This is a genomic window from Thermodesulfobacteriota bacterium, assembly GCA_040754335.1.
GTDB lineage: Bacteria > Desulfobacterota_D > UBA1144 > Nemesobacterales > UBA2774 > 2-12-FULL-53-21.
Window position 1 is genome coordinate 1 of record JBFMCV010000002.1, and the last position, 25682, is coordinate 25682.

At 56.3% G+C, this 25682-nt stretch carries 23 protein-coding genes; 14 read left to right on the forward strand and 9 right to left on the reverse strand.

Annotated elements, in window-relative coordinates:
• Positions 1-73: 73 nt before the first annotated feature.
• Entirely contained in the window at positions 74-1339 is a 1266-nt protein-coding gene (gene hisS, locus AB1598_03405; protein MEW6144047.1) for a histidine--tRNA ligase, read from the reverse strand.
• A 211-nt stretch (positions 1340-1550) separates the two neighbouring features.
• Here hisS and AB1598_03410 point away from each other — a divergent pair, with 211 nt between their 5' ends.
• Together AB1598_03410 and AB1598_03415 are read left to right on the forward strand one after the other, a co-directional pair.
• Positions 1551-2693, forward strand: a complete 1143-nt coding sequence (locus AB1598_03410; GenBank protein ID MEW6144048.1) for a glycosyltransferase family 4 protein — start codon at positions 1551-1553, stop codon at positions 2691-2693.
• 89 nt (positions 2694-2782) lie between these two features.
• Positions 2783-4300, forward strand: coding sequence for a DUF3943 domain-containing protein (locus AB1598_03415; protein MEW6144049.1), 1518 nt, complete (start codon positions 2783-2785; stop codon positions 4298-4300).
• Between the two features lie 263 nt (positions 4301-4563).
• Here the strand turns inward: AB1598_03415 and AB1598_03420 are convergent, their stop codons facing one another.
• Positions 4564-5394, reverse strand: a complete 831-nt coding sequence (locus tag AB1598_03420; protein MEW6144050.1) for an IPTL-CTERM sorting domain-containing protein — start codon at positions 5392-5394, stop codon at positions 4564-4566.
• Positions 5395-5978: 584 nt separating this feature from the next.
• Here AB1598_03420 and AB1598_03425 point away from each other — a divergent pair.
• On the forward strand, positions 5979-7490 hold the full coding sequence (locus tag AB1598_03425; GenBank protein ID MEW6144051.1) for a DUF3943 domain-containing protein: 1512 nt from the start codon (positions 5979-5981) through the stop codon (positions 7488-7490).
• A 207-nt stretch (positions 7491-7697) separates the two neighbouring features.
• Here AB1598_03425 and AB1598_03430 read toward each other — a convergent pair whose 3' ends face one another.
• From AB1598_03430 to AB1598_03440, 3 genes are all read right to left on the reverse strand, one after another.
• Positions 7698-8111, reverse strand: coding sequence for a cupredoxin domain-containing protein (locus AB1598_03430; protein MEW6144052.1), 414 nt, complete (start codon positions 8109-8111; stop codon positions 7698-7700).
• A 65-nt stretch (positions 8112-8176) separates the two neighbouring features.
• Entirely contained in the window at positions 8177-8458 is a 282-nt protein-coding gene (locus AB1598_03435; protein ID MEW6144053.1) for a hypothetical protein, read from the reverse strand.
• A 224-nt stretch (positions 8459-8682) separates the two neighbouring features.
• Complete coding sequence (locus AB1598_03440; GenBank protein MEW6144054.1) at positions 8683-9120, reverse strand: hypothetical protein; 438 nt, start codon at positions 9118-9120, stop codon at positions 8683-8685.
• A 319-nt stretch (positions 9121-9439) separates the two neighbouring features.
• On the opposite strand from AB1598_03440, the gene AB1598_03445 reads away from it, so the two are divergent.
• A complete protein-coding gene (locus AB1598_03445) occupies positions 9440-10018 on the forward strand; it encodes a CDP-alcohol phosphatidyltransferase family protein (protein ID MEW6144055.1) in 579 nt (192 codons plus the stop codon).
• A gap of 319 nt (positions 10019-10337) precedes the next feature.
• Here the strand turns inward: AB1598_03445 and AB1598_03450 are convergent, their stop codons facing one another.
• The 4 genes from AB1598_03450 to AB1598_03465 all read right to left on the reverse strand — a co-directional run bounded on the left by AB1598_03450 (position 10338) and on the right by AB1598_03465 (position 15361).
• Complete coding sequence (locus AB1598_03450) at positions 10338-10631, reverse strand: hypothetical protein (protein MEW6144056.1); 294 nt, start codon at positions 10629-10631, stop codon at positions 10338-10340.
• A gap of 379 nt (positions 10632-11010) precedes the next feature.
• A complete protein-coding gene (locus tag AB1598_03455; GenBank protein ID MEW6144057.1) occupies positions 11011-11796 on the reverse strand; it encodes a glucose 1-dehydrogenase in 786 nt (261 codons plus the stop codon).
• Between the two features lie 178 nt (positions 11797-11974).
• Positions 11975-13381: a class II fumarate hydratase gene (locus tag AB1598_03460; protein ID MEW6144058.1), complete on the reverse strand. Its 1407-nt coding sequence runs from the start codon at positions 13379-13381 to the stop codon at positions 11975-11977.
• 270 nt (positions 13382-13651) lie between these two features.
• A complete protein-coding gene (locus AB1598_03465; protein ID MEW6144059.1) occupies positions 13652-15361 on the reverse strand; it encodes a solute carrier family 23 protein in 1710 nt (569 codons plus the stop codon).
• 327 nt (positions 15362-15688) lie between these two features.
• Here AB1598_03465 and AB1598_03470 point away from each other — a divergent pair, with 327 nt between their 5' ends.
• From AB1598_03470 to lhgO, 10 genes are all read left to right on the forward strand, one after another.
• Positions 15689-16324, forward strand: coding sequence for a sigma-70 family RNA polymerase sigma factor (locus tag AB1598_03470; protein ID MEW6144060.1), 636 nt, complete (start codon positions 15689-15691; stop codon positions 16322-16324).
• A gap of 9 nt (positions 16325-16333) precedes the next feature.
• The gene (locus AB1598_03475) at positions 16334-17347 is read left to right on the forward strand and encodes a zf-HC2 domain-containing protein (protein MEW6144061.1); all 1014 of its coding nucleotides are present in this window, start codon (positions 16334-16336) and stop codon (positions 17345-17347) included.
• A 450-nt stretch (positions 17348-17797) separates the two neighbouring features.
• A complete protein-coding gene (locus AB1598_03480) occupies positions 17798-18463 on the forward strand; it encodes a PspA/IM30 family protein (GenBank protein MEW6144062.1) in 666 nt (221 codons plus the stop codon).
• Positions 18460-19872: a VWA domain-containing protein gene (locus tag AB1598_03485; protein MEW6144063.1), complete on the forward strand. Its 1413-nt coding sequence runs from the start codon at positions 18460-18462 to the stop codon at positions 19870-19872. The genes AB1598_03480 and AB1598_03485 overlap by 4 nt, the downstream gene beginning before the upstream one ends.
• A 190-nt stretch (positions 19873-20062) precedes the next feature.
• Positions 20063-20686 carry a hypothetical protein gene (locus AB1598_03490; GenBank protein MEW6144064.1) on the forward strand — a complete coding sequence of 208 codons (624 nt, stop codon included), beginning with the start codon at positions 20063-20065 and terminating at the stop codon, positions 20684-20686.
• Positions 20687-20845: 159 nt separating this feature from the next.
• Positions 20846-21571 (forward strand): hypothetical protein, encoded by a 726-nt coding sequence (locus tag AB1598_03495; protein ID MEW6144065.1) that lies wholly within the window; start codon positions 20846-20848, stop codon positions 21569-21571.
• Between the two features lie 88 nt (positions 21572-21659).
• Positions 21660-21878: a hypothetical protein gene (locus AB1598_03500; GenBank protein MEW6144066.1), complete on the forward strand. Its 219-nt coding sequence runs from the start codon at positions 21660-21662 to the stop codon at positions 21876-21878.
• 304 nt (positions 21879-22182) lie between these two features.
• Positions 22183-23082: an alpha/beta hydrolase gene (locus AB1598_03505; GenBank protein ID MEW6144067.1), complete on the forward strand. Its 900-nt coding sequence runs from the start codon at positions 22183-22185 to the stop codon at positions 23080-23082.
• 18 nt (positions 23083-23100) lie between these two features.
• Positions 23101-24012, forward strand: a complete 912-nt coding sequence (locus AB1598_03510; protein MEW6144068.1) for an alpha/beta fold hydrolase — start codon at positions 23101-23103, stop codon at positions 24010-24012.
• Between the two features lie 447 nt (positions 24013-24459).
• Positions 24460-25665 (forward strand): L-2-hydroxyglutarate oxidase, encoded by a 1206-nt coding sequence (gene lhgO, locus AB1598_03515; protein MEW6144069.1) that lies wholly within the window; start codon positions 24460-24462, stop codon positions 25663-25665.
• The last annotated feature ends 17 nt before the right edge of the window (positions 25666-25682 follow it).

Consider the following 25682-nt stretch of genomic DNA (forward strand, 5'->3'; position numbering starts at 1 on the left):
CCCTAAATCCCCCTAAATCCCCCTAAGTCCCCCTAAATCCCCCTTTTTCTAATGGGGAAAATAAATATTAGGCTCAGGGCGAGTGGGTTGAGGATATGAGCTCGAGCGCGCTTCCCGCGTCCATTTCCTTCTCGGTGCTCGCGGCCATGTCCCTCACCTTCACGGTGCCCCTGCTCAGTTCGTCACCGCCTATGATGAACGTGAACCTCGCCCCTGACTTGTCCGCGCGCTTTAACTGGCTCTTAAGGCTCTTGCCGCCGTAATCTGTCTCGGTCGCGACCCCTCTCGCCCTCAGCTCGGACGCAAGCGAGAACGCCTTCTTCCTCGCGTCCTCCCCCATGTGCGCGATGAAGACACTCACTTCCTTCCCGAACCCTTCGGGGTGTGCCGTCTTGTGGAGGAGTATCAGTCTCTCCATCCCAATGGCGAATCCGATTGCGGGCGTATGCGGCCCGCCCAGCTCCTCGACGAGCCCGTCGTAGCGGCCCCCCGCAGCGACAGCGTTCTGGGAGCCCAGCTCCTCGGTCGTTATCTCGAACACGGTCCTCGTGTAGTAGTCGAGCCCGCGTACGATATTCGGATTTATCACGTAAGGGACTCCCACGGCATCGAGGCTTTCCCTTACTTCCGTAAAATGCCTGAGGCAGTCCTCGCAGAGGTTGTCGAGCATCTTGGGGGCTCCCGAGGCTATCTCCCTGCACCCCTTGACCTTGCAGTCGAGTATGCGGAGCGGGTTCGTCTCTAACCTTCTTTGGCAATCCTCGCAGAGGCGGTCTTTTTGCGGGGTGAAATAGGCGACGAGCTTCAGCTTGTACTGCGGCCTGCAGTTATGGTCCCCGAGGGATGATATCTCGAGCTTCAGGTATTTCGTTACGCCTGTCTCGTCGAGGAGCCTCCACACCATAGCTATCAGCTCGGCGTCGGACGCCGCCTCCTCCGGTCCCAGGAGCTCGGCCCCTATCTGGTAGAAGCCCCTGTAGCGTCCCTTCTGGGGCCTTTCGTGCCTGAACATCATGCCCGAGTAGTAGAGCTTCGTTACGGGCGACTTCGCCCACATCGAGTTCTCTATGTACGCCCTCACGACCCCCGCCGTGCCTTCCGGGCGGAGCGTGAGCGAGGAGCCGTCCCTGTCCTTAAAGGTGTACATCTCCTTCTCGACTATGTCGGTCGCGGCGCCTATGCTCCTTGCGAATATCTCGGTGAATTCCAGGACCGGCACCCTTATCTCCGAGAACCCGTAGAGCTCGAAGACGGACTTCGCCCTCTCCTCTATGTGATGCCACCTCTTCACGTCCTCGGGCAGGACGTCGTGGAACCCTCTTATCGATCTCGTTTCCATTATGCTCCTACTGGGGTTGATTATGCGTTTCCCGCGCCCTCTACGGCATAGGGAAATTCGAGGCCCCGGCCGGCCGCCGGTTTATTATATCCAACGCCCGCCGGTATTTCTAATCGGCCGCGCCGCGAGGGGGAGTAAGCGCGCGGATTAGTCAACCTGCGAATATGGCCATATACTAATTGCCGTATTCCCGGTTCATTCAGGGTCGATCATGCCGAACGCTGCCCCCGAGAGAGTATTCTACGTAGGAAGCCCCGAGCTGTTCTCGAGGGGCGCGAGCGCCATACACATCATGAAGATGTGCCAGGCGATGGCGAGGCTCGGCGTGAAAACCACTCTCCTAATACCGACCGACCGCACGCACGGGGAGATGTTCCAGTACTACGGCGTGGAATCGAAATTCAGGATAGTCCCGTTCCCGTACTTCGGCAACTCGTCCGCGAGGAACATAACGCACGGGGTGCTCGCGTCCGTATACGCCGGGAGGAAGAGGAAGGAGTTCGACCTCGCGGTGACGAGGAACATAGTCTTCGCCTCCCTCGCGGCGAACGTAATACGCGCGCCTTTCGTCTATGACGCCCACCACCCGCTCGTCACGGGAGCGCGCGTCCTCTTCAACTCGTTCAAGCGCTCAAATCATCTCGTCCGGTTCACGACGAACTCGCGCGGGCTTGGGGAGATATATCTCAGGGAGGGCCTCCCTCCCGAAAAGCTCGTCGTCGCCCACAACGGCGTCGACCTCGAGGGATACAGGTCGCTCCCCGAAAAGTCCCGGGCGCGGGCAGACCTCGGTCTGCCGGAGGGCCGGAAGATCGTCTGCTATTCGGGCAACATATACGAGGGCAGGGGGATAGAGTATCTGATAGATATAGCCCCCGGCATGAGCGACGCGCTTTTTCTCATTGTCGGCGGGCTCGAGAAAGACGTCGTGCGGTGCCGGACTCTCGCCCGCGAGAAGAACGCCGCGAACATCAAATTCACGAGCTACGTGTCCCACGACATGGTCCCGCTTTATCTCGCGGCCTCCGACCTCCTCGTCATGCCCTATACGTCGCACATGACGATAAGGGGAGGAACGTACGCGCAGGACTTCACCTCCCCCATAAAGCTCTTCGAGTACATGGCTTCGGGGAGGCCGATTGTAGCTACGTCGATCCCTTCCGTCTCCGAGGTTCTGGAAGACGGTGTGAACGCGGTGCTCGTCCCGCCCGACAGCGCGGAAGCGCTCGAAGCGGGCATAAAAAGGGCGCTTGCGGACCCTCCGCTCTCGGCGCGGCTAGCGGAAAGGGCCTCATACGACGTCAGGGGATACACTTGGGAAGAGAGGGCTAAAAAATTGCTTGGCCTCGAATAACTATTCAGGTTATATAATTTTCAGGGTATCTTATCACTTCGATTTTAATCTATTCTCGTCAGAATTGATTTGAGCCGCAGTAGAAGGGAGTGAAGGTGAGGGTGACATACAGGTATTTCTTTATATTTTTTGCCGCGCTCTTCGCAGCTCAGGCGTCCGCTCAGGAGACGGTGGAGGTAAAAGAGCTTTTCGATTACGCCTTCACGGAGAACGCCGCCACGGGCGGGAAGGAAGAGCCCGCGAAGGAGGAAGAATTCGTGTCGGGCCAGGAGGGCGAGGAGCGCCTGGGCGTAAAGGCCTTCATGCGCGATTCCGCGATCATGTACACGGGCCTCTGGGCGTCGAGGTTCTTCTACGTAAGGAACAAGAACAGCAGGATATTCGATACTTCCTTTTCCAAATGGTGGCACAACATAACGCAGTGGCCGGAATGGGACGACGGCGACTCGTTCTTCACGAACTGGGTGACGCACCCCCTCATAGGCGCGGCGGAGTACCTCTTCTACAGGCAGATGGGGCACGGCTACCTCGTTTCGGCCCTGGGCGTGGTGCTCCAGAGCACGCTCTTCGAATACACTATCGAGGGCACTGTCGAGACTCCTTCCCTCCAGGACCTGGTATCGACGCCGCTCGTCGGCGTCCCGATGGGGTTCGCGCTCGAGAAGTCCTCCGACTGGCTCGTATCCACGGACTTCGTGCCGGCGAAGATACTCGGCCACATACTTAACCCCTGGAAGAACTTCATCGCGGACAGGAAGATCGGGATATACAACCCGTTCTCCGAGACCTTCATGTCGGTGACCGGGCCCATAGTGTTCACGCCCAATAAAGACATCGCCATAGACCTCGCGTACCCCTACTTCCTGGAGGAGCCTCTCCCGCTCGGGAGGTTCAGGGCCGACCTCGAGATAGTGAACCTGAAAAATGACGAGGGCGGGCAGTTCATATTCTATTCGATACGGGCGGACGTGCCTTCGAAGAACGGGCTCTGGGGCGTGTACGTGAGGGTAGCGCAGTCGGGCGTGAACGAGGTGGTGATAAACGGCGAGAACGTGAGGGACGGGTTCGAGTTCGCGAACGTGATGGCGGGCGGGAAGTTCCTCCTCTGGAAGTCGCATAACTCGGCCGTGTCGGGCGGGTTCGAGCTCGTGCTGCCGACATCCTACAAGGACAACATAGACAGGCTCTCGACCGTGACGCTCTTCAGGCGGAATTTCCCCATAAACTTGCAGAAGGCGTGGACAATGACCCCATACGTGACGGCCGCCGCGTGGAGTGGGATATTCAACGTGCAGGCGACTGCATCGACGGACGTCGTCGTCAACGCCGGCGAGCTCGAAGGGAACTCGGCCGAGTGGAGGCTCAATTACGGGGCCTCCGCGGGGGCTAACTTCCCCGTGATCGCGTCCCCGGTGCTATATGCTGAGTTCGGAGCGTACACTTGCCTGACCGCGGACACGTTTGCGAAGAACGACATGTTCATGACGGGCGGCGTGAGGTTCGGGCGCAAGTTCAGCCCCGGCTTCGCCATGCAGTTCCCCGTTTACGGAGCGGACAAGGACATAGACAGGTACAGCTACATGTTCGACTTCCAGGTACGGTTCTAGCCTTCTTTTCTTAAACTGTCATTGCGAGGAGCGAAGCGACGCGGCAATCTCGTGAATAAAGCAAGATCGCCCCACGACCACTTCGTGGTCTCGCGATGACATGCTAAAGGAATCGCGGCTGGAAGCCGCTCCTACGAAATATGGTCTTCAGTTCTGTAGGAGCGCCATTCCCGTATCAAGTACGGGACAGGCCTGGCGCGAACCGGAACAAAAAAGGGAGCCGAAGCTCCCTTTTGGTATTTAGTTTTTAATGCCGCTAAACCTTACGCTGCCGCTTTCCTCTTTCGTATAGCGATCAATAACCCGGCAATCCCTAATACCCCCGCCATGGCGATCATCCCCCATTCGGACAGGGTAGGAATCGCATCGAACTGCACCACGAGAGGCGCGCATTCGGCGTCGAGCGCTCTGTTTACGACTTCGTACCAGTTTAATATTTCATTGGGGTCGTTCGGGGGCGTGCAGCAGTAATCCCAGCCTATTGCGGTTACCGTACCCGTGCCGAACGGGGACGTGAACACTCCCACGCCTTTGGTTCCGCTGTATATCACCGTGCCCGGCGTGTTGCTGAATGCAGACGTCAGGTCGGCGGCAACCAGTGTAGCAGGACCTCCGGCGAACACTGTGCCCGATGCTCCGGGTTGAATCGCAAATGTGTCTACTACATCCTGTACGGTTATTACGCCTACGCCGTATCCGAACGTGTTATTGAGAAATTCACCCTCTCCGCCTGCATGGCTGCCTGTCAATATCAGGCATCCGCCGGCGCTTACGAATTGATTAAACAAGCTGTATGAAGTGGGGGAGAGTGCATTGATAGACTCCGATATAACGACCGCCTCGAATACGCCGAACTTGCCCCTGAACGCGGCCTGCACGTTTTCATCCGTAAGCTCGACCGAGGTTAATTGATTTTTTCCTCTGGCCGCCAGATACTGGACCGTGCTCGGAAACGGATTGAATTCATAATTCGGCGCGCCCCAGAAATTAAAGTCATGGCTGGTACCGAATTTAACGAAATCGAGCGCGTAAGAAGAGCCGGATATGCCGATTATAGCAACAAACAGTAGAATATTTATTATAGATTTTGACATATGTTAATCTCCTTCCTCGTTTAATTGCAACAATAATACTATAATTCCGGTAAATTAGTCAATTAAGGTCGAAAAAAACCGCTGAAGCCGTTTCCGCCACTCCGCCAACTCCGCCATCTATATACCCCCGCGGAAGCGGCGGAGTGGCGGAGAGTCCAATTACGGGAAGGTCTCAACCCTTCTTGTCATTTCGACAACGGGAGAAATCTGTTGTTTTCATTTGTTTCAAATAATAGATTTCTCACATTCGTTCGAAATGACAACAAGGGGAGGTTCGGGGGCGAGAATAACGAGAGAGGTCATTCGATCCCTTCGTCCTGCATGCCCTGGACTTGATTCAGTATTAAGGACAGGCGGTCTCGGGATGACGGGAAAAGAATAGCAATCCAACCTGACCGCTTCCGAATAATGCGGCAGATGCGATATCTCTATACCTCCGCAACCCCCATAACCATCCCTGCCGCAAATACAACTTTGATTTTGCGTCAATAATTGTTAAAATGTGCTTGGTGTCGGGGGCTTTCCGGTCCGTATGCCGCGCGGGCCAAGCCGGTCCTGATTCCGCATCTTAATGGAGGATGAGGTTGAAGGCGAAAATCGTCTGTGCCGTAATACTCTTGCTCTTCCAGCTCGCGCCGGCCCGGGCCGAAGAGCCCGTCACGCCGCACGAGCCTGACGACGCTGTTCTCCCCGCGGAGGGGACTCATGCCGACGCTCCCGCTCTTAAAATCAACGATACGAACGAGCCCGCTCCTGCCCCCGACCTCAGGCCTCCGGGCTTCAAGACCTACATGGAAGACACCGCGATATGGTACGGAGCGCAGTGGGCCGCGAGGCTCTGGTGGGTGAGAGACAAGAACGTAAAGATATTCGACGGGGGGTTCCACACGTTCTGGAGCAACCTGACGAGCGATCCGATCTGGGACGACGAGGACGATTTTGTCGTCAACTGGGTGCTGCACCCGTTCTTCGGCATGTTGTCATACCAGTTCTACAGGGCGAGGGGGCACAGCGTGTGGGCGTCCGCTTTAGGCTCCGTCATACAGAGCACGCTATTCGAATACGCGATCGAGGGGTGGGCCGTCAGGCCCTCGGGTCTCGATCTCATCGTCACCCCGGCGCTCGGCGTCCCGCTCGGATGGACGATGGAGCAGCTTTCCGAATGGCTGATACAGCAGGACTCGAAGGCGGCCCATGTCGCCGCCTACTTCGCCAACCCGACGAGGGTCTTCGTCAAGGACACGCAGTTCGGCCTCATCAACCCCGTAACGGGCGCGTTCCAGTACAGGGGACAGTTCACGATATCGACGACCAAGGGCAAGGCGCTAGAGCTCGGATACCCGAAATTCTTCGAGCCCCCGCTCCCTCTCGGCAGGGTGGGGCTGGACATCGAGCTTATCACGCTCGAGAAGGCGCTCGGCGGGGAGTTCATTCTATATCCGATGAGGTTCGAGTTCCCCTCCGAGAGCAATTACTGGGGCGTCTACATGGACATACCGTACGGCGGTACGAACAACGTGACCGACGGGGATACGGATATAAGGGACGGGTACGAATTCGGGAACCTCATGGTCGGGGTGAAATCGCTCCTGGCGAAATCGAAGGACTTCGCCCTGGGCGCGGGGCTCGAAGTGTATTTCCCGACCTCGTTCACAGACGACCAGGACAGGCTCGCGCAGATTATAAAATATAGAAGGGACTTCCAGATGTACCTCTACAAGGCGACGACCGTTTCGCCGTACGTCACGGCGGGGACATGGAAAGGGGTGTTCAGCGTGCAAGGCGCGCTCGGCTCGGACTTCATTTTCAACGCCGAGGAATTCGCGGGGCAGGACTTCGAGTTCAGGGTCAACTACCACGCGGCCGCGGGCCTGAACGTCCCCATGACGGGGTCGCCGATCCTGTACTGCGAGTTCGACGGGTACTCGATCACTACGTACGACGGCGCGGGCGGCGGCACCGACCTCTTCATCTCCCCCGGCATAAGGTTCGGGCGCAAGATAAGCCCCGGCTTCACCGTGCAGATACCCGTATACGGGCCTACGGACGACATAGCCAACGCCGACTACGTCTTCGACTTCCAGCTCCGGTTCTGAGGGGGGTGTTTTGCTTTTACCTGCGATCTAACCCGCATTGTCATTTCGACCAACGGGAGAAATCTATTGTTAGTCTTCTATTCTTTAAAATAAATTCAACTAATAGATTTCTCACATTCGTTCGAAATGACAATATGAGTAGGTCCCGTCTAAAAAAACGCGTTATCCGGTCGTCTCATCGAACCCCTGTTCCGGACATCGGTACGCTCACATCACCTCAATCGTCCCCACCATCCCTTTTTTCCTGTGCGAGCCGAACATGCCTTTCTTGCCGCAGTAGAACTCGAACTTTCCGGTCTTCTCCGGCGTGAACGTCACCGTTACGTCCTCGCCCGAAGGGACGTCGACGTCCACGTCGAGCCCTGACGCGGGGTCGTCTATGGTGAAGTTATGCGGGACGATCGAAGTGACGCTCCTCAACATCAATTCGACGGGCTTACCCGCCTTCACCGTTATATGATCGGGCGTGAAAGAATAGCTGTCCACGACTATCTCGACCTTCTGGACGTCGGCAGGAGGCGCTGGCGCGCCTTCCTCAGCATTCGCGGGGTTAAGGCATAATGCGGCATAAGCGGAAAAGAGGATCAATAATGCGGGAAGGTATGAGGTTATGAACTTCATCGAGGGCCTCCTTATGTGCGCGATAGTTTAAGTATACCCCGCACGCTGCCCTGACGAGGTCGTGCTCACTCCGACTGGAGAGAGACGTAATTATTCACGCTCTCGTCGTAGGCGGCTTTTTCGCTCTGGCACCTGGTCTGGTCGCCCGAGCTCGACTCCAGGCACTTGTCGAGGGCGCTCCTCGATCTCTCGACCGCCTGCCTTGCGTCATTCAGCGACTGCTTCTTCTTCGATTCGTTCATAGGGTTGTCGATAGCGATGTCCTTCCCCTGCTTGAGCGTGCTGCAGCAGACGGCTGGGAGGATCATCATAAAGGTCAGCGTTATCAGAAGAAGGCGGCGGATCACTTTATTACCCCCGGAGATATTTGTCCGGCCGCAATGCCGGCCGACCGCATCATTATAATCGATATTTGAGAATACGGAAAATCGGCTTGGGAGAGTAATAAATCCCCGGCTGACGCCCAGGGGCGCACGGATATTAAATATTCCGGAACGGTGAAGCTTTCACCGTCCCGGAATCCCATCATCGCCCTGTTAGGAGTTCGGATGTCGGTTGAATAGGGAGCGTATCAGGCGTTGAAGAGGTTGAAATATTCGCCGAAAAGCGAAAAAGCCCTTTCGATGTTTTCCTGAGCCATCGCGCGGGCGTCCTTCGTGAACTTCTCGGTCATGCTCTTCGCCGTCTGTATCTGCTCCTTACGGTATGTAAGATAGCGGTCGAGCTGTTCGGATACCTTCTTAGCGCTCCCGTCGTAGGGGAGGTCCTTAACGAACGGCAGGTCCTTCGGGAAATCCTTGTAGAACCCGCTCAGGTTCGTCACGAACTCCTTTTCGAGGCCGAAAATATGGTCGGCCTGGGCGCCTAACGCCTTAATGTTCTGCTCTACGAGCGAGAACGTGAAATCGAGGCCGTTAAGATAGTTCTCTTTTACGAGACCTGAAAACTCCTTAACGGGCTCCGTTAACTCCTTAACCTTCGATGCTGCTTTCTTTGTAGTTTCGGACATGGCGAAACCTCCTGATATTTTTTCTAAAGAACAATATAAACTGGATCGGGGATGTGTCAAGGGCATTTATTCGCAAATGCACAAAATAATATTTGTTGTAGGACAGGCGGTTATATGTGTTAATAAAATATTAACAGTCGCATGTGCTAATAGAAAATAGGCCCCTTATATAGCTATGATTGAATTATTACAGCGGGTTAAGTCAGCTATTCGTGACGGGGTTCACGAACTTGAGGGTGAATCCGCCGGACGCGGAGATAATTTTAAGGTTAGAATGTTCTCGGCGGTTATTATTCTGTCCGCGTCTGGATAGTAAAGGATGAAATACGCATCGTTTAAATCGGTTCCCGATCTCCTCTCATTCGCGAGGCTCCTCCTCGTGCCCGTCATCTGGGCGCTCGCCGCGCTAGGCCTGCCGGTCTGGACTGGCGTCGTACTCCTGGCTGCCGGTCTCACCGACGTGCTCGACGGGATAATCGCGCGGAGGTGGGGCGTCGTTACGGCATACGGGAGCAGGCTCGACTCGATCGCCGACACGCTCATGGAGATATCGGCCGCCGGGGCGGTCATTCTGCTGAGGCCCGACATTGTCGCGTCGCACTGGCTCATACTCTCAGTGTGGGTCGCGGTGGAGGCGTCTTCAATCCTCCTGGGCTGGATAAAGTTCAGGAGGATAGGGGACCTCCACCTCTACCTGTCGAAGGCGGCAGGCATAGTTGCATACGGGTTCGTCATATACACTCTCGTCATTGCTTACAACGAGGCGTTTTTTTACGCTGCTGTCCCGACCCTCATCCTGGCGTCGCTCGAATGCCTGCTGCTCCAGCTCTTCGCCCGGAGCGTGGACGAGCACATGAGGTCGATATACCACGCATACCGCGCGGGGAGGCTCTTTTGACGCATTCCGACTTCTTCCGCCACTACGCCATGTTCCGCAGCCCTATACCCCCGCGAAGGTGGCGGAGTGGCGGAAACCTTATTCCGAATGCTCACCTCTCTTTGTCATTTCGAACGTATGTGAGAAATCTATTTTGTAAAGTAAATGAAAACAACAGATTTCTCCCGTTGGTCGATATGACATTGTAGGTTAAGCATAGGAGATTCCAACGAATCATATATGAGCGCAGATTCTGTGCCTCAGCATGCACGAGTCGGGCTGCGTTACCGGTTGAGCTGAAGAGGTACATGAGAATCGGATATGCGCCGCACGTTGTGTGCTAGAACTGCGTCTTGAAATATAGGAACGGCGGAAGCACGACGCTTATGGTTTTCCTGTCAGCGCTCGAAATGACGAGCGGGAGGTCTTCTGCCCTGAGCGAGGGGGAATCGTAAGAGAGGCCGGGATTCTTTTCGAGCCTGAGCCCGCGTTCGAGCGACAAAGCGGTCTCGGCAGGCAAGGTGCGGGTCTCGGCCCTGGCCAGGAGCACTTCACTCTTTCCAGTGTCGTCTTGAGCGGCGGAGAAGGACGCCGCCGCGAGCATTATCATTATTGTAGCAATTAACGTTCTCAATCTTCATCTCCTTACTTCTATTTCGTTAGACACATTAACTAGACGATTGGATGCAGAAAAATTGGACAGGATGGAGGAAAAATTGGGGACATGCATCCTCATGCGGGAATATTTTGTTGATTGGGCGGCAATTAGGACTTGAAGGCGGTCACCCGTGCATCAGCGAATATGCAACCCGTTCGATCCTTCGACCCTTCGACTTCGCTCAGGACAGGCTCGCAGATTAGTATTATTAGGGCTCCATTGTTTGGCGAAAGCTGAGGAGTAACAGAATAATCATATATGAGCGCAGATTCTGCGCCTCAGGACGAACGGGTTGGGGAACGTTGACGGCTAGAGCAGAGTGGTTGGATGGAATCGTAAATAAATACTACGTGCGTTAATACCTGGACAGAGTGCCGCCGTCGACGACTATCACTTCGCCCGTGATGTAGTCTGACGCGCGTGAAGCGAGGAGCACCGTCACGCCTTTCAAGTCGTCCTCCCCGCCGAACCTGCCCGCGGGTATGGACGCGAGGAGCTCGTCCCCCTTATTCATGAATTCGGGGCTCAGCACTGGCTCCGTCATGTTAGTCGGGAACCATCCGGGAGCGATCGCGTTCACGCAGATATTGTGCTTTATCCACCTCACCGCGAGGTCCTTCGTCAGCGTCACCACCGCGCCCTTCGACGCGACGTATGCAGGGGCGCTCACGAGGCTCGTCGTCTGGTAGCCCATGACTGAGGAGATGTTTATTATCTTGCCGCCGCCCGACTTTATCATCACCTTAGCCGCCTCCCTCGAGCAGAGGAACGTGCCCGTGAGGTTTATGCCGATGATCTTCTCCCAGTCCTCGAGTTTCGTATCTTCGGGGAGGCCGCCCATGGCTATCCCGGCGTTATTGACGAGTATGTCGAGCTTCTCGAATTCAGCGACGGTATCTGAGACCATCTTTATTACGTCAGCCTCGGAGGAGACGTCGCACTTGAGCGGGAGCGTTTTCACCCCGGCGATCCCTGCAATCTCGCGCGCAGTGTTCTCGCACCCCTCGAGGTTCCTCGCGCACACGACGACGTCGGCCCCCGCTTCGGCGAGCGCGAGCACCATCTGCTTCCCTATCCCCGTGTACCCTCCCGTGACCACCGCAGTCCTGCCTGTGAGATCGAATAGCTCTTTTACGTTCATGATTTGCCTCCTGTGGTTCCCCTCATGCAATGTCCTTCGACAAGCTCAGGACGAACGGGTTTAGAATTCAAATCCTCCCTAACCCTCCTTTTTCTAAGGAGGGAATTAAAAGGATTTTCCCCCTTTGGAAAAGGGGGAGTAAGGGGGATTTTCCATATGCTTCTCATAAAGCCTAAATCTACTTCTTCGTCCCGGGCTCGGTCATGGACCACGGGTCGAGGAGCTGCTTCAGCTTCTCCGCCGGAAGCACCTTCTTCTCGAGCGCGACCTGCCTCACCGTTTTTCCCGTCTCGTAGGCCTCCTTCGCTATCTTGGCCGCGCTGTCGTATCCGATCACGGGGGCGAGGCTCGTGCACATGGCGAGGCTCTTCTCTATCATCTCCTCGCAGCGCTTCTTATCGGCTTTAATGCCCTTCACGCACTTGTCCGTGAACACCTGCGACACCTTGCCGAGGAGCTCTATCGACTGGAGCAGGTTATGACCCTTCACAGGCATCATGACGTTAAGCTCGAAGTTCCCGAACGTCCCTCCTATCGTTATAGTGAGGTCGTTCCCGATGACCTGCGCCGCTACCTGGCACACGGCTTCGGGGATGACGGGGTTCACTTTCCCCGGCATGATCGACGAGCCCGGCTGTACGGGCGGTATCATTATCTCGCCTATGCCGCAGCGTGGGCCGCTCCCGAGCCACCTTATGTCGTTCGCTATCTTCATCAGGCTCACGGCGAGGGTCTTGAGAGACCCGCTCGCCTCGACTACGGCGTCCTTCGAGCCCTGCGCCTCGAAATGGTTCTCCGCCTCGACGAGCCTGGTGCCCGTCATCTTGCTGAGCCTCCTGGCGACTAGCCCCGCGAACTTCGGGTGCGTGTTTATGCCCGTGCCCACGGCCGTGCCGCCTATGGCGAGCTCCGAGAGCTCCTCCCTCGCGTGCTCCACTCTCCTTATCCCGTGCTTTATCATGCTCGCGTATCCGCTGAATTCCTGGCCCAGCCTGATAGGCGTCGCGTCCTGGAGGTGCGTGCGCCCGATCTTTACTATCTTGTCGAACTCGCGCGCCTTCGCGGAGAGCGCCTTCTCAAGGTTCTTCAGGGCCGGCAACAGCACGTCGTTTATCGCGAGTATCGCTGAGACGTGGATCGCGGTCGGGTAGACGTCGTTGCTCGACTGCCCCATGTTCACGTGGTCGTTCGGGTGTATGCCGGACTTGTCCCCTTTCTTTACGCCTATTATTTCGTTAGCGCGGTTGGCTATGACCTCGTTCGTGTTCATGTTGGTCGACGTGCCCGAGCCCGTCTGGAAGACGTCGAGTACGAAATGGTCGTCGAGCTTACCGTCGATGACCTCCTTCGCCGCCCTTACTATAGCGGTCCCGGTCTTCTTGCTGAGGAGCCCGAGCTGCATGTTGGACTCGGCCGCCGCGAGCTTAATTATCCCCATCGCCTTTACGAGAAGACTGTGCTTGCGTATTCCGCTTATCGGGAAATTCTCTATCGCCCTCGCGGTCTGGGCGCCGTAATATGCGTTCGACGGGACTTCCATCTCCCCCATCGAATCGTATTCTATTCTCGTAGATTTACTGGCCATAAAACTCCTCCTTGGGTTCTTTGTTCAGGGAGATTAATTATGCCATAACAGGGATATTTTTCTAATTTGGGAGGGGGTGTCGATAAATCTTTGTAGGAGCGGCATCTTGCCGCGATTGATTTGGATAGAAAGACTAGATTCCCGATAAAAGCATTCGGGAATGACAGGAATAAAAAACAACGAGATTGCCGCGGTCGCACACTTCGCTCCCTCGCAAAGACAGCTTAAGGAAGGCAAAGGGAATTTGCATACGAGCGCAGGTTCTGCGCCTCACACATTAAAGAACAGCCTTATCTTCACGTCGTCGTGCTTAGCCGAAGTCTCTATCCTGTCGGGATAGACGCCCGTGAGGAAGTCCTTTATCCCGTGCACGAACGCCTCTTCCTCGACGTAATGCCTGTGCTTCGCTCCTACTGCGGGGAGGGATATGAGCGTACCCTTGTATTCGATTATTACCTCCAGGTTCACCTCGTCATATCCCGCCTCAAGTTTTATTGGCCCCTGCGTAAGCTTCGCCTCCGTCAGATGGTGGATTATCTGCTCGGTAGACGAGACCGCGTGGTCTATTATCTCGTCGTCCAGCCTCCATTCCTTCTCGTGCGATTTCAGGTGCTCGCGGAGGTGCTCGCAGGACGGGAGCGCCTTGTCATAGAGGAATACGTCCTTCTTCTTTATGCCGAGACGGAATATGAGGACGAGCACGACTGACGAGATGAGCGCGAGAGAGAGTGTCGTATCCGTCATGAGCCTGAGCCATTCGGGAAAGCTGTCGAAATAGTCCTCGAAGACCTTCCTCCCTATTCCCAGCAGGAGCGACACGCCTACGACGTACGTCATCCTCGAGTCGAGGTTCCTCGTCGTCATTATCTCGATCCCTCCCGAGATCATGAACGCCCCGCTTACGACGAGCGACGCCCCGACCACGGAGAGCGGGAGCATGAGGAAGAGCGCGGATATCTTGGGCAAGAACGCGAGCACTATGAGGAATATGCCGGCGGGGAAGGCCATGTATCGGCTCGTCGAGCCCGCAGCCTGCGAGAGGCCTACTATGCCCGGCGTCGCGTTCATGCCGGGCGCGCCCATGAAGCCGCCCAGCATGCACCCGATGCCGTCGGCCAGCATGCCCTTTTTTATCGGGCCGAAGTCGGGACGCCTCCAGCCGGAGTCGTTTATCTTCTCAGCCGTCGTGACGACGCCTATCGTCCTAAGCGACGCGGCTATACCGGCCGTGAGGAACGCGGGGATGAGAGACGCGTCGAAGCTGTAGGATATGTAGCTTGGGTCGGGAAGGTCGAATACCGCTGCGTTCCTGAAAAGCTCGATCGAGCTTGCGGGCACGATGCCCAGGAAAAGGGCGGCGACGAACCCGATAGCTATCCCGAAGAGCGAGCACAGGAGCCTGAGAATCCCCTTGAACCAGACGCTGAACCCCATGATTATCGCGATCGCTATGACGCCCACAAGCAGGTTCTCCGAGTATTGAGGCTTTCCGAACCCTTTCACGTCGAGCAGGTTGCCGAGAGCCACGAGGCCGAGCTCGATGCCGATGACGAGGACTATGAACCCCGACACGGCGGGCGGGAATATCGGTTTCAGTCGTCGGAGGAATAGCGCCATCAGCACCTCTACAGCCCCCGCGAATATAGTCATGGCGAATACGGCCGGGAGCCCGCCCGCCTTGACGGCGAGCACGGAGGGGGCGAGGTATACGGCCGAATAGACCGGGGACGCGAAATAACCCGACCCTATAGGACCCTTCCAGAGGGACTGGAGAATGGTCGCAATGCCGATTGCTATCATCCCCATGCTAATGGCGCTTGCCGTCACTTTCTCCGGCACGTCGCCGTAGCTCGCTATGAGCACTATATAGACGAGCGTGACTGCGATGTAGACCGTGAACTGGAAGCCGAGGGGGATAAGCCTGCGGATGGGGGGCATGTCGGTTACGCCGTATATCAGGTCGCTCGGTTTCGTGGCCACGGGCGGTTCCTCTCTGTGAAAGCCGGGATAAACGAATCTACTTTATGGAGAGGGGTAATTCAACAGGCGGGCATTACTTCAATTGGATCTTTTCACTGTCCTTAAATAAATTTTAACGACTCCCCATGCTCTACTCCTTCTGACTCGTAGGAGCGCCATCTTGGCGCGATCATAGTTGGGAATCGCGGCTGGAAGCCGCTCCTACAGTTATAGGTAGAGGGCGGTATAAGCGGTACGCGTAATCCGGTAATGCTTAGCCCTTAAAACTTTCCCCCTTTTCCATCGTATAATATCCGTATCTTGCATGTGAGCTGAGACGGGCAGCCTGTGTTCGGAATAAACTCGAAAAGCGGCATATCGGACGAAGAGGCTATGCGGAAATTTCAGAAGGGCGACGACGGGAGCTTCGACCTCCTCCTCGGCCGGCACGGGGCCGGTGTGCTCAGGTTCATTGTCAGGATGACGGGCGCGGAGAAGCCCCAGGCCGAGGACCTGCTCCAGGAAATCTTCATGAAGGTGATAGAGCGGAGGAAGAATTACGACCCCGGCCAGAAGTTCTCGACGTGGCTATACAGCATAGCGCGGAACCACTGCATAGATTTTCTCAGGACCGAGAGCTACAGGAGGCACAGTTCGCTCGACGCCCCGCTGTCCATGGAGGAAGAGGGGGGCGCCGTCGTCATCGACCTCGTAAGGAGCGGCGACAGGGACCAGGAGGAGAGGGCGTTCGACCTCGAGGTGAAGGAGCTTATAGACATAGGCGTCAGGGGTTTGAAAGAGGAGTTCAGGGAAGTATTCTTGCTTAGAGAGGTGGAGGGGCTTTCGTTCGAGGAGATAGCCGTGGTTACGGAATCACCGCTCGGAACGGTAAAGAGCCGCCTCCGCTACGCGTACAAGGGACTCCGCCAGATATTCACGGAGTCGGGGTATTTCGAGGAAAAACAGAAAGCGAAAGGGGTGTGACCGGAAAAGATGAATTGCGAGAGATGCAGCGAGATATTGGTCGAGTACATACACGGCGGGCTCAGCCCCGAGGAGAGGGCAATGGTCGCGGAGCACCTGAGCGAATGTAAGGAGTGCGCGCGCGAGCTCGAGGAGTATGTGGAGATAAGGAGGGTGGTGACGGAAGAATCCCCGCTGCCCGAACCCTCGCGGGAGGTCATGGCGAGGCTCTCCAAAGCCGCGAGGGATCGAGTCTCCCGCGAAAAGCGCCCTTTCTATAAGAGGTTGCCGTACTCTCCTTTCCTCATACCAGCGCTCTCCACCGCTATCGCGCTCATGGTCTGGTTCTACTACGGCAACTTGGGCAGGGACGTCATGGACACCGCTTCCTACGACGTGATGGCGAGGAAGATGAAGGAGCCCGGGAGCCGCATGGAAACAGTCGGGCAGGCGGCCCCTGATTCGAGGAGAGAATATCCGGCCGAGGCCGAATCTTCGCCCGCGCTCGGAGATATCGGGGAGTCAGGCGAAGGTATGCCTGCGGCTCCGGCGCCGCTTCCGCAGGAGGAAACGCGCGCCCTTTCGGACGATCTGCCGGACGCGGGTGACGGCGCCGAAGAGGTTTCACGAAATAAGGAGAGCGCACTTTTGGACGAAGCGTCCAAAAAATCGGAACCCGCGCGTCCGGCCGCGGAAGCGGAATCACTGACAGCCGACGCTGCGAAAGTCGATTACAGCGAACTCCTCCGGCTCGCGCAAAGGCAGCAGACGGAGGGGGACTGCGATGCTTCGATAAAGACGAACGAGATATTGCTCCAATCCTATCCGGAGCCGCCCGCAAACGTGCAGGCGCAGTCCTACCGCTCGCTCGCCGAGTGCTACGAGATGCAGGGGAAGCTCGACCTCGCCGTGATGAACTACACCCAGCTCGGCCGCGTCTCGCCCGGGGAGAGCGGCTTCGCCAACAGCAGGATCATGAGGATCAGGGACAGGTCGATGCAGAAGATCGGCAGCACGAGCCCCGCCCCCTCGCCTGTGAATTAGTTCTCACTCATTCCTGAGATTGTGGCTCTTTGCGATGTCTCTATTTACCTACCAAGGTAAAAGAAAGGAACAATCTATTTTCTTCTTTTCCTTGATGAAAAGAAGCAAAAATCATCCGACTGTACATAATTTGCTAAAAATATCATATTAAGGCGAAAATGTTTTAATTCCGCCCCATCCCTAAAACATTTTTAGGCGCCTTAATACTCTATTTTCTTAACGCAAATTCTGTAATGTCGGAAGAATAAAAATACGTGCTTCGACAGGCTTCCGGCTTCGTTAAAACTACGCCGGACATGCAGGACGAACGGGCGGGGAGTCGCTGCGGACGTATTGGATGCTGGCGGAAGCAGAAGTATTGGATGGAATCATAAAACACACATTGTGTGTGTGAAACTTTCCCCCACGCCGTTCGTAATAATCCCTAAATCCGCAGTAAGGAGATCGATCATGGGACTTAAGAAGCGAGTGGGGCATATCGTGAAGTCGCAGCTTAGCGACTGGGTGTCGAGGGCGGAGGACCCGGAGAAAATGCTTAACCAGGCCGTAGAGGAGATGGAGGATGGGCTCGAGAAGGCGAGGGTGAAGATAGGAGCGCTCAGGTTCAGGATAGACGAGCAGGAGAAGCTCTCGAAAAGGATCGGGGAGCAGGTGAAGTACTGGCAGGAGAGGGCCGAGGACTACGTGAGGCGGGACATGGAGGAGAACGCCGTCGAGGCCGTGAGGAAGAAGAGGACGCTCGAGGAGAAGGCGAGGAGGCTCGCCGTTGCTCAGGCCGGGGACAGGGGGAAGCTGAAAGACTATGAAAGCCGTTACGCCGAGCTCGATCAGAGAGTCCAGGTTGCCAAGACGAAGAGGACGCTACTCCTTAAAGAGATCGGCGTCATGAAAGGTTCGCCCGCGTCGAAAGAGGACATAACGGGATGCGCCGGTGCTTACGCGGAAGAGCCGTTCGATGTCTTCAGGAAGGTCGAGGAGAGGGTCACGGAAGAGGCCGGGCTCTTTGCCGCTGACCGCGAGAAAGAGAGGGAGGAGCGCGAGCACGAAACCCGGCTCATACATGAAGAAGTCGAAAACCTGAGAAGGAATTTAAACAAGGGAGGCGGTAGGAAATGAAGAACTTGAGCAGCATGGCAATCATCGGAATTTTTCTGCTTATATTCTCGGCGCTCGCGGGAGGGAAATATATATCCGCCTTCCCGACAATACCAAAGCCGAAGGAGAGAGATGTGAACATCGATACGGATCCGGTCACGGACACGGTGACCTGGGACATAAAGCTGAGTCACCCTTACGTCGAGAAGGGGTCGCTCAGGGATATGTTCCTCAATCTGAGGATAAAGGGAAAGGAGGCTGAATTGAAGGAGAGGACTCCGGTAAACCTCGTCCTAGTGATAGACAGGAGCGGCTCTATGGGCGACAGGGGGAAGATAGAGTACGCGAGAGAGGCGGCGAAGCAGATAATCGCCGGGCTTAATAAGGAAGACAGGCTCGCCGTGGTCGCGTATTCGACGGACGTCGAGCTTTTATTCCCGATTCAGCCCCTCACGGACAAGGACAGGGCGGCGTCCGTCGTGAGCGCCCTCTACCCGACGGACTCGACCAACCTCTCGGGCGGACTCGTAAAGGGGATAGAGCAGCTCGATTCGGTCAAGAGGGACGGGTACGTGAACCGCGTCATACTGCTTTCGGACGGCCTGGCTAACGAGGGTGTTACCGACGTCGGCGAGCTCGGCAGGATCGCGAGCCGCGCTTCGGAGAAGGGCATACACGTAACGACTATGGGGCTGGGCGTAGATTACGACGAGAACCTCATGATGAGCATCGCCGAGCACGGTGCGGGCAATTACTACTTCATAGAGTCCCCGACGCAGCTTAGCGGAATTTTCCGGAAGGAGTTCGGGCAGATCGCCGCCACTGTCGCAAAGGACCCCGTGATAAGGATCGGGTTCGCGCCGGGCGTAACGCTCGAAGAGGTCTACGGATACATGTGGACCAGAACCCCGGACGGAGTTGCCGAGATAAAGCTCGGCGATTTTTTCGGGGGTCAGGAGAGGGACATACTCGTGAAACTGAAAGTGCCGGCGGGGAAAGAAGGACAGAACGACCTCGGGAAGGCCGCGCTCGAATTCAAGGACCTGCTTAATAACGAGAGTCCATCGGGTCTCGTGACGCCGCTTTCCTACGAAGTGACGGATGACGCTGACAAGGTCGCCCGGAACGAGAACAAGGACGTATCGGCGAGGTGGATATCCGTCGACGCCTCGGGCGTCTATTATCAGGCGACGACGGCGTACGAAAGCGGAGACAGGCAGGGCGCGCTGTCTAAATTGAAGAGTGCGTATGACAGCATCGCTAATCTCAACATGAGCCCCTACAAGAGCGCGAGGACGGTGGAGCAGGAGGCTGAGCTGAGGGACGCGATCGATAGCATCTCCGGCCCTGCCGCGCCCGCGCCGATGTCGGACGAGGGAAAGAAAATCATCAAGCAGCAGAAGGCTAACGCGAGAGAGGCTCAGAAGTAAAATTGTCCCCACATTGTCATTGCGAGGGAGCGTATTTTGCGACCGCGGCAATCTCATGAATAAAGCGAGATGCTGAAACAAGTTCAGCATGACAAAAAAGTGAGATTACCGCGCTTCACTCACTTTCGTTCGCTTCCTCGCAATGACAGTTTTTTTTGTGATTGGTCAAGAGACGAACAAGGAGACTCAAATGAAAGCCGAGATAAAATCATTCATAGTTCCGGTGCTCCTCTCGGGCGTGTGGGGCGTAATAGCGTTCCTCGGCGGGTATGCGGTCTTCAATATGTTTTCACCGGGGCGCGCGTTCTTCTACCCGATACTGCTTGCGGGGGTCGTATTCGCTTCGACCTTCTCGAAATTCGAGAACGGGAGCGTGGTGTCGGGATCGAGGGCCGCGGTCACGGGTTTCGCGTCGGGGTTCATATACCTCCTCGTATCGCCGTTATTTCCTCTCCTGGCATCCATACTCGCGGGGGCGTGCCTGGGCGGGGGACTATCTGCGGGAAGTCGCAGGTTCGGAGGGTTCCTCGATGGAGTTATCTCTACGCTTAAAGGTATGATTATTCTCCCGCTCGTCATAGTCTCGGGCGAGTTCCTGAGCGTGCTCGCACTTATCTACACGAATTCGGTTCTCCTCTGCTGCTTCATCTGGGGGGCGTGGCTGGGTCTCGGCGTCTGCCTCATCCGCTTCCCTGTTTTCGGGAAGGGGGGCAAACGGGATGAGCTTCGAATGATCCCCGGGCTCGAAGAGTTCAGGGAGGAATCCAGGGAAATCGAGAGGGATTTGAGGGAGTTTAACGAGGGGATCGGTTGAGCGCCTTACCGGACTTATGATTACCCTACTAGGCTCACTTTTAATCCTGGCAACTACTCAATGTCCCCCGTCGGTTTTAAGGCGAAATTAATGTGTTACTCAAGGTATTCCATAAATCCTCGATTTGCTGTAAAATAAGTGAAACGGAGGATGACTGGAATGAGGCACTTCACACTTACGGCGTTTCTGATCCTGGCGATAGCTGTCGCCTACGGAGTTTTAGAATCGCATTATTCTCACGCGGCCGACACCGGCCCGCAGCCGGACGCAGTCAATCCGAACCAGGTCGAGACCGCGGATGAGGCTCTTGACGTTGAGATAGAGGAAATAGAGCCCGAGCCCCAGCGCCTCTACTGCGCCGAGCAGTGGACGATGCTCTACAAGGGGCAGAAGGCGGACATCAAGGTCACGACCCGCGGGCAGTATAACGAGATCGCGGTGTTCAGCTGCCCCGACTGCAGCCTCGACGAGCACTACGTGAAACCGTTCCTCGAGTCCGAGTACAGGGGAAAGACGGGCCTCATGAGGCTCCACGAATGCGGCTTCACTCAGGCCGTGTTCAAGGGGTTCAGGGGGACCGAGGCGATAGTCGTCGACGTGCCGCGCGTATTTCCCGACCCGAACCGGCTCCTCTGCGTGAACGACTGGAGCGAGCAGTATCAGAAGGATTATCCCACCATACATATTTCATCGAGGGGCGACCTCAACGAGGCGATCGTTTTCTCCTGCCTCAACTGCCCCTTCCAGAAGTCGTTCATCGCGCCTTTCCTCCTCACGGTTTCCGACGGCAAGACCGCCATGGAGCGGATGAAGGAGTGCGGCTTCACCGAGGTCGTGTTCACGAACCCGATGGGCACGAGGGAAGTCGTGAGGAAAGTGCGCTGACCTGCGCTTGACAATCCCGTGATTGAGAATAGCTTAATCCTGCGGCCGGGGACAAAGTCCTCGGACTCTTGAGCAAGGAGCATCGACCGTGGGCGACGTCGGGACGTTCCCCTTCGGCTGGGTGAGGGGCGAGGGCAGCGACAACTGGCAGATTATATGGGACCCGAAGACGAAGACCGTTTTCGCCGAGGGGGCCTTGTCCAGGAAGGTGCTCAAGCTCGGGGAGTCATCCACGTGGGAAGAGGCCAAGCGCTTCGCCGACAGGGTGATTAATGATCCCGGGGATTATTTCCCCGGTCGAGTGTGATCTGCCTCCCGGTATTCTTTCCCTTTACGTTCATCGGCTATTCTCTCAACCCAATCTCTGCTAAAATAGAGCCTGACCAGTTTTATGTATCTGTCTTCGCGAGGCCACGTTAGTGGCCGTGGCGATCTCTTTTTTTGTCATCCTGAACCATGTCCTGAACTCGTTTCAGGATCTATTCAGGATCTCGTCTTTTTCTTGAGATTGCCGCGGTCGCAAAGTGCGCTCCCTCGCAATGACAATGAAGGAGCTGCAGTAGCGCTTCGCAGAAATCAATCATGAGCAAACATTGCATGCGGATGCTGATATGAAATACATGGAGCAGGAGCTGGTTTCCATACCCTCGGGCGAGGGCAAGGTAGACGCGCTTTACTACCACAGCACTGTGAAGGACGACCGTATACCGGAGAGGGACGTAGGCATCGTGCATGTCCACGGGTTCCTCGGCAATTTCTTGGACGGGAGCCAGCGCTTCCTCCCGCCGATACTCGCCGAGGCCGGGTACTCCTCGCTCGCCATAAACACGCGCATGGCGAACTTCGGCCTCTTCTTCGGCTACGGGATAATAGACGACGTCATGCCCCAGATAGACGCCGCTGTCGATTACCTCGTCAGGCTCGGGTACAAGAAGGTCATCATCTCCGGGTACAGCCTCGGCACGTGCATTGTGCTCAGGTACGCGTCGCTCAGGAGCGACCCCGAGCGCTACCCTCATCTCAAAGGCGTCATGTCGCTCGCGACTCCCTATTCTATGCCCGAATCTATAAGGAAGCGGTGGAACAGGTGGGGGAGCGAGCCCTCGTACGACGAGGTTTACGAAGAGGCGAAAGAGATACTGAAGCCCGACCCGTACAACACGCAGCACGACAGGACGATACTCATATATAAAGGCCGCGGGAATACGTACCTCCCCTGGCACACGGAGATCTACACGTACAAGACCTGGTGGTTCCTCGCGGGGCCTGAGGCTTATATGGCGAAGGCGTACCTCAAGATGGAGAGGATAAAGCTCCCGCTGCTGTTGATCCAGGGATGGTACGACGACATCGTGAAGCCCGAAGAGACTCACAGCCTCGCGGACATTGCGATACAGTCGGGCAACCAGGACGTCTCCGCCTTTTACGTGAACGCGGGACACACGTTCGAGGGGAAAGAGGAAGAGCTGGGGGAGATCATCGTCAGGTGGCTCGACAAGAGGTTCAGATAAGGGAACGGACGGTCAGAAATGGTTCCGAGACAGAGAAAGCTCCTCTCATTCAGCGCCCCGGACGGTTTTCTTATAAACGCCGTCCTCGTGTCGGGCGAATTCGAGAAAGAAAAGGACCTGTATAACACGCCCATAGTCCTCCTCGTCCACGGCGTGCTCGGGCATTTCCTCGCGAGGGGGACGCCGAGGCTCCTTCCAAACGCGCTCGTCGAAAGGGGCATCAGCTCTCTCTCCATAAACACGAGGCTCGCGTTCACGGGCCAGATATTCGGCGGGGGGATATTCGACGACTCGGTGCTCGACATAGACGCCGCGGTCGGCGCCCTCGTTGCCGAAGGGTTCAAAAAGATATACGTCCTCGGATGGAGCCTCGGGGCGAACATCACCGTCTATTATGCCGTGCGCGGCGCACACAGGAACGTGAAGGGAGTCATACTCGAAGGATGCTCGTCGTCGCTCCCCCTCTCGCACAAGCGGAGGCTCGACAAGTGGCAGAGCATACCGTCCTACGAGCACATATACGAGCTCGCGAAAAAGGTGCTCAAGCCCGACCCGTCAGAGACGAAGAACGACAGGATATTCGTCGTCTACAGGGCGTGGGGCCCTTCGTTCGACCCCGCTGACTGCGAGATGTTCACGTACAGGACGTGGTGGTACATGAGGAGCCCCGAGGCGCAGAACGCGAAGACGAACGAGATAATCTCGGGCGTGAGGGTGCCTGTGCTCTTCATACACGGCGAGCAGGACGACGTAGTCGGGGCGGACGAGGTCAACGAGCTCCTGGGGACTCTCAGGAAGTCGGGGAATAAAAAAGCCGAATTGACCTTTATTCCGGGCGCCAAGCACGACTGCATGGAAAACCCCGCGTTCACTGTAAATACTGTAGTCGAGTGGATTAACAAGTCGGCGGGAGGGAGGAAGAAGGGATGAGAGGGGCCGTGTTTTTTTCTGTCTTCGCGAGGGAGCGTAGCGACCGTGGCGATCTCGTTCCCTTATCTTGTCATTTCGAACGCATGCGAGAAATCTATTGTTTATCTTGTATTTCCCTCCTTTACTAAAGGAGGGCCAGGGTGGATTTTAAACAAAATTAAAATTATCTTTTTCTTCTTTGTCTTGATACAAAGAAGCAAAAATCACACACGTAGTGTGTCTTACGGTCGTTACGTAGCTACAGGTGCATATCCGACAATCGTAGGAATTGAGCGGTAGCGGAGGTTAAGGCAGAATCTCGGCTAAAATATCTTATTACGGCTAAAATCGATAGATTCCTCCTGCAATCCTTCGGGAGTGATACCCGTTCAACCCTTCGACAAGCTCAGGACGAACGGGTTTGGCTTCATTGCCGGTTTAAGCAGTGAAGATACATGAGGATCGCATATGAGTACACATTCTGCGCAGAGCTGCAACATACTCATCGTGGGCGCGGGGATTACGGGGCTCGCGACCGCGCGGGAGCTCGCCAAACGAGGTGTCGGCGACGTCCTCATCCTGGAAAAGGAGGAGAGGCTCGGCGCTCACGCGAGCGGAAGGAACAGCGGCGTGCTCCACGCGGGCATCTACTATTCACCCGGGACTAACAAAGCGAGGTTCTGCGTCGAGGGGAACCGGCTCATGAAGGAGTACTGCCGGGAGAGGGGCCTCACGCTCAAGGAAACCGGCAAGGTGATAGTCCCCGACAGCGACGAAAAAGAAGAGATGCTTGCGGAGCTAAAGAGAAGGGCGGATTCCTCCGGGGCGAGGTGTTCCGTTATCGACCCGAAAGAGCTCCTCGAGATCGAGCCTTACGCCGCGCCCGGAAGAAGGGCCATCTATTCCCCCGACACGGCCGTGGTCGACCCCGCGGAGATACTGAACGAAATGAGAAGGGAGCTCGAAGCGGGAGGAAAGGTGCGGTTCCTCTTACGCGCTTCGTTCCTCGGACTAAAGGAAACGCACACCGCCGTCACGAGCGCGGGGGATATAAGGTTCGGAAAGCTCGTCAACGCCGCGGGCACTTTCGCGGATAAAGTTGCGGCGGCATTCGGCGTCGGCGGGGATTACAAGGTGCTCCCGTTCAAGGGCACGTACAAGAAGCTGAAAAAGGAGAAGGCGTATCTCGTGAAGGGGAACATATATCCCGTCCCCGACTTGAGGAACCCTTTCCTCGGCGTGCACTTCACGAGGAGCGTCAGGGACGAGGTCTACATCGGCCCGACCGCCATCCCCGTATTTGGCAGAGAGGAATACGGGTTTCTCGACGACCTCTCCCTCGAATCGCTCTCCATACTCTTCCGGGACGGCGTGCTCTTCTTCGCGAACGACGCGTTCAGATACGCGGCCCTGACGGAGATAAGGAAATACTCGGCCCGTAACCTGATCGAAGAAGCGAGGGGGCTCCTTCCCTCCGTCGGTATCGGCGACGTAGAGGACACGCCCAAGCGCGGCATACGCCCCCAGCTCGTAGACTGGCGGACGAAGGAGCTCGTGACCGACTTCGTCGTGGTCAGGGAAGGGGACTCGCTCCACATACTCAACGCCATATCCCCCGCATTCACCTGCTCGCTGGCTTTTGCGAGGCATACGGTCGATATGCTGCTCGGATGAATGGTTATCGGATTATC